Raw genomic sequence first — 4,894 nt, 5'->3', positions numbered from 1 at the left:
AGGTAAAACAAGAGTGAAAAATAAAGACTGTCACAAATAAAAAATAAAATAAAGAAAGTTTTTTGAAACTATTGACAATTCATTTAAGGTTCTCTAGAATACTAATCAAGAGCTTAGTTAATTAATTTAACTAAGTTTTTGAGAAAATGTTATGCTTTAATTGAATCAAGTGCAGTTTTAAATGGGAAAGCAAAGAAAGCGATCACATAAAAGACCGCTTTTTATAAGAAATTTATGGAAAGCGCTTAACTTTCGATTCTATTTACTGTTTGCCAAGATTGCAATTAAAGAGAAGCTTCTTCTTAATCCATCCTTATGCTTTAAACAACTAAATTTAGTTGTTCAATATGGATCGACTTGGTAGCGTTTTCTAAAATTGTTGGTTAATCAAAAATAATCTCTAAAAAGAGAGTTTTTGATTAAAAATAGAAAAAAGAAGGAGCAGTGGTAATGAGGAGATTGGGCATTTCAATCTATCCAAATCATAGTAAACCAGAGGAGGTGAAAAACTATATCGAGTTAGCTTCGAAATACAATTTTAAACGGGTGTTTACCTGTTTATTATCGATCGAAGGTGATAAAGAAGCAGTAGTAAAGGAATTTACAGAAACCATTGCCTTTGCTAAAGAAAAAGGCATGGAAGTCATTGCAGATGTCAGTCCTCAGATTTTTGATGTTTTAGGGATCAGTTATTCTGATTTGACCTTTTTCAAAGAAATTGGAGCCGATGGTATCCGCTTGGATATGGGATATACCGGTAATGAAGAATCCGTTATGACGTTTAATCCTCAAGGCTTAAAAATCGAGCTGAATATCAGCAATGGCACGAAATACTTAGAAAATATCCTAAGTTATCAAGCCAATGCCACAAATCTATACGGCTGTCATAATTTTTATCCTCATCGTTATACGGGTCTAGGATATGATCACTTTATTGAAACAAGTAAGCAATACAAAGCACAAGGAATCAAAACGGCTGCTTTTGTCAGCTCGCCGACAGCAACAATTGGACCTTGGCCGGTCAGTGAAGGGTTATGTACATTAGAAATGCACCGTGAACTGCCGATTGTGACGCAAGCTAAACACTTATGGGCAACAGAATTGATTGATGACGTGATTATCGGCAATGCCTTTGCTTCTGAAGAAGAATTAAAAGCACTAAGTGAAATTGACCCATATCAATTAACACTGAACTGTGAATTGGTAGAAGAAATTCCGGAAACGGAGAAAAAAATTGTTTTAGAAGAACCTCACTTTAATCGAGGAGATGTATCGGATTATGTGATTCGTTCAACACAAAGCCGTGTGAAATACAGCGGGCACGAATTTCCAGCGTTCCATACACCGGCCATTAAAAAAGGCGATATCTTAATTGAAAGTTCCCTTTATACTCGTTATGCCGGAGAGCTTCAATTAGCCCGTTTGCCAATGGAAAACACAGGTAAAACAAATGTCGTTGGTCATGTAGTCGAAGAAGAACTATTTTTACTCGATTTGATCAAGCCGTGGCATAAATTTCGCTTAAAAAAATAATGGAAAACAGATTCAGGTTTTATAAAAAATAAAGATGCACTTGTTTTAATTATATAAACTTATTTTTAGGAGGGTTTTAAATATGGAAGCTTTAACAGCTTGGCTGGAGAAATACATTCTCCCAATCGCAGCTAGAATCGGTGCACAAAAACATTTAGTAGCTTTACGTGATGCGTTTATCGGAACGATGCCTGCTACAATGGCCGGTTCAGTAGCCGTTATGTTGAACGCGATTTTACGCGACTTGCCCCCACAATTTGTGGACGGTTATGATGGTTCGTCTATTCCCGTTATCAAAGAAATCATTACCATTAACGGGTATGTGTGGAATGGTACACTTGCGATCGCAGGGATCATCTTCGCTTTCTCTTGGGGTTACAATCTAGCCCGTGCTTATGGTGTCAATGATTTAGCCGGCGGGATCGTATCGCTAGCTGCTTCAATCAGCGGAATCACATTTGCATTTTCTAGTTCTTTAGAAACTGCTATTCCAGCTGACGTGATGGAAGCAATCAATGCAGGATCTGCCGATTCTGGCTGGTCTGCTACAGAAACAGGCTTATCCGTTGGAGGCTGGGGCTGGTTGCCGTTAAACAACTTAGACAGCAACTTCTTCTTTACAGCGATGATCATCGGTTTTGTTGCAACCATGATTTTCTGTAAATTAATGTTGAAAGACATGACGATCAAATTGCCGGATTCAGTTCCGCCAGCAGTTTCAAAAGCTTTTGCAGCGATCATTCCGGCTACTGTAGCGTTGTATGCAGTCAGTATTTTCTACTGGTTGTTCGCAAAACTTGTTCCAGATATGACTTTCCTAGCTTGGTTGCAAGAAACGATTGCTAAACCATTACTAGGATTATCACAAGGATTTGGAGCTGTTATTCTAGTTACCTTATTCGTTCAAATCTTCTGGTTCTTCGGAATCCATGGGCCTAACGTATTGGCTCCAATCTTGGAAGGTGTATTCGGAGTTGCACAACTTCAAAACGTTAACCTTTTCCAACAAGGCGGAGTTGAACTTGTTAAATCTGAAGGGTATAATTGGGTACGTGGATCATTTGATGCTTACTCTTGGTTTGGTGGTTCAGGTGGAACGATCATCTTGATTATTGCCATTCTGTTATTCTCAAAACGTGCAGATTACCGCGCAGTAGCTAACTTATCATTAGGACCTGGGATTTTCAATATCAATGAACCAATCATGTTTGGTTTACCAATCGTTCTAAATGCAATTATGTTTATTCCATTCATCGTTGCACCGTTAGTTTCTGTTTCCATTGGTTACTTTGCAACTATTTTAGATTGGGTCAACCCGGTTTCACAACAAATCGTCTGGGTTACGCCACCATTCTTGTTGTCTTTCTTAGCAACAGGAGCCGACTGGCGTGCACCGATAGTAACATTAGTGGGGATGATTGCAACCTTTGTTATCTGGGCACCTTTTGTTATTGCTGCCAATAAAATGGATCCAGCTCTAGGTGAACCTAAAAACGATTAACGGTTAGAAAAATTAAAAATGGTTGCTTCTACTTTGTCGCAGATGAAGTAGAGGTAACTTTTTCTCATTTAAATTTTAAAGAAAGAAAAGGTGAAAAAAATGATTGAAATTACATTACCTATGCAACAAGACAAAGCCATTGAGCTACTAAACGCTCATCAAGAAGATGGAATAACGTTTACATTCAAAGAAAAAAAAGGCATCAAGCTTTATTTTGAAACAACTACGGAAGATTTAGATCAAGCAGCCAAAATCGCAAAAGCAGCCATTAAAGCTCAACCTTGGGGCGCTGTTTTGTATTTCCAAGCAGCCCCTGTTAAATAAGAGAGGTTTGATAAAATGATAAAAAATGGATTATTTCTAGCCAGCATCGGAATGCTGATTTTGATGTTTAGCGTAAATCGGCAAACATTGAACTATGATATATTAAGTTTGACAACAGCGATTTTTTTGATCGTGATTGGCGGAGTGATGGCTTACCGAGGCAGTAAAAAAGAAAAAGCAGAAGATGCAGCTAAAGAAGAGGTGAAAAAATAGTGGAAATCGTTAAAAAAATGAAGATACCCGCTGGTTTTTTCTATAATAGTGTAATGAAATCTGTTTTATTCGATATTCGCGAACAAACTGGAAAACAACTGACTCCTGATCAATTGAATAATTTCAGCTACGTTAAAACATTTTCTAAAAGTAGCAGTGCTAAAATTGAAATTGAAAAAGTTGTTGAAAATGAAGCCTACCATTATCGTACATCAACTACTGCAAACGATTATCGTGTTCAATATGACATAAAAGCAATCGACAGTGAAAATTGTGAAGTTCGTTATACAGAAAACATGGAGTCTTATGGTTTTCTTCAGAAGATGAACGATGCTGTTTTAGGAATAATTCTAGGTTTTGTTAAAAAACGCAATTTCAAAAAAATGTTAACCATGATTGAAGAATCGTATCCAAGCTAGAAAAGTAACGGGTTGATTCGATCAATTAAAACTAAAAACATATACTAAATTACTGTGTCATTCAGCAATTTAGTATATGTTTTTTTAGTTAATTAGCAGTATCAGATAGTGATTACGAATAGAAAACGAATAAAAATCCTATTTTCCTATTGACATTTTATATCAAATTATTTAAACTAAATGAATCGTACAGTTTGTTAATTAATTTAATTAAGTTAAGGTGAGTTTTTAATAAAAAAGAAAATAAGTTCTTAAATAGGACGTTATCTTTCTTAAGAAAAAGTTGAAAACGTTATTTTTTGGTTAATTGGTTAGCGCTTACGGGTTTTTATAACAATGAATTGTTTTATTTTTTATTACCTTATTAAAGTAAAGAAAGCAGCATTGCATGTAATGCAAATAAATTTGACAGCGTTTTTTTATAGAAATAAAAGAATAAAGATAAAAAGTTCAATTTATCAAGCTAAAGCAAAAGAGAGGAGACAGAACTAGTTCTATATCGCTTCATAAATTCAATTGTTAAATAAAAATAATGCAATTATTTAGTATAAATAGTATCAGGAGGTCAGTTAGATGAATAGTTTTATTGCTTTTATGGAAGAACATTTTATTCCAAGAGCTGCAAAAATTGGTGCACAACGTCACCTAGTAGCTATTAGAGATTCGTTTATTGTAACAATGCCGTTAATGATTTTAGGTTCATTGGTTCTGTTAATCAATAACCTTCCAATTCCAGCGTACCAAAGCTTTATGAATTCTGTATTTGGAGAAGAAGTTTGGAAAAGCTTTGGAGGAAATGTTTGGGAAGGTACTTTTGGTATCTTATCTGTCTTGATTTCTTTTTTAGTTGCTTACAACTTAACTAAAGAGTATGGCAAAGACGGGGTATCTGCCGGGGTCGTTT

6 protein-coding genes are annotated in these 4,894 nt (G+C 35.6%); all 6 read left to right on the top strand.

Annotation, left to right across the window (positions count from 1 at the left end):
• Nucleotides 1–450: 450 nt before the first annotated feature.
• Nucleotides 451–1,533: a DUF871 domain-containing protein gene (locus tag RT405_RS03135; RefSeq protein ID WP_313467478.1), complete on the top strand. Its 1,083-nt coding sequence runs from the start codon at nucleotides 451–453 to the stop codon at nucleotides 1,531–1,533.
• An 82-nt stretch (nucleotides 1,534–1,615) separates the two neighbouring features.
• Nucleotides 1,616–3,034, top strand: coding sequence for a PTS transporter subunit EIIC (locus RT405_RS03130; RefSeq protein ID WP_313467476.1), 1,419 nt, complete (start codon nucleotides 1,616–1,618; stop codon nucleotides 3,032–3,034).
• Between the two features lie 99 nt (nucleotides 3,035–3,133).
• Nucleotides 3,134–3,358, top strand: coding sequence for a hypothetical protein (locus tag RT405_RS03125; protein ID WP_313467474.1), 225 nt, complete (start codon nucleotides 3,134–3,136; stop codon nucleotides 3,356–3,358).
• A gap of 15 nt (nucleotides 3,359–3,373) precedes the next feature.
• Nucleotides 3,374–3,571, top strand: coding sequence for a DUF3188 domain-containing protein (locus RT405_RS03120; RefSeq protein WP_313467472.1), 198 nt, complete (start codon nucleotides 3,374–3,376; stop codon nucleotides 3,569–3,571).
• Nucleotides 3,571–3,990 (top strand): DUF3284 domain-containing protein, encoded by a 420-nt coding sequence (locus RT405_RS03115; protein ID WP_313467470.1) that lies wholly within the window; start codon nucleotides 3,571–3,573, stop codon nucleotides 3,988–3,990. The genes RT405_RS03120 and RT405_RS03115 overlap by 1 nt, the downstream gene beginning before the upstream one ends.
• A gap of 573 nt (nucleotides 3,991–4,563) precedes the next feature.
• Nucleotides 4,564–4,894: PTS transporter subunit EIIC (locus RT405_RS03110; protein ID WP_396163139.1), on the top strand; the 331-nt coding region annotated here is incomplete at its 3' end.

This window comes from Carnobacterium sp., from assembly GCF_032094055.1.
GTDB lineage: Bacteria > Bacillota > Bacilli > Lactobacillales > Carnobacteriaceae > Carnobacterium_A.
Note: the sequence above shows the minus strand (reverse complement) of the source record. Positions and strands in the feature narration are given on the sequence as shown.

What these genes read in the sequence shown, in the direction of transcription:
- RT405_RS03125 (WP_313467474.1), top strand. Translation starts at nt 3,134, where the DNA reads ATGATTGAAATTACATTACCTATGCAACAAGACAAAGCCATTGAGCTA.
- RT405_RS03130 (WP_313467476.1), top strand. Translation starts at nt 1,616, where the DNA reads ATGGAAGCTTTAACAGCTTGGCTGGAGAAATACATTCTCCCAATCGCA.
- RT405_RS03135 (WP_313467478.1), top strand. Translation starts at nt 451, where the DNA reads ATGAGGAGATTGGGCATTTCAATCTATCCAAATCATAGTAAACCAGAG.
- RT405_RS03120 (WP_313467472.1), top strand. Translation starts at nt 3,374, where the DNA reads ATGATAAAAAATGGATTATTTCTAGCCAGCATCGGAATGCTGATTTTG.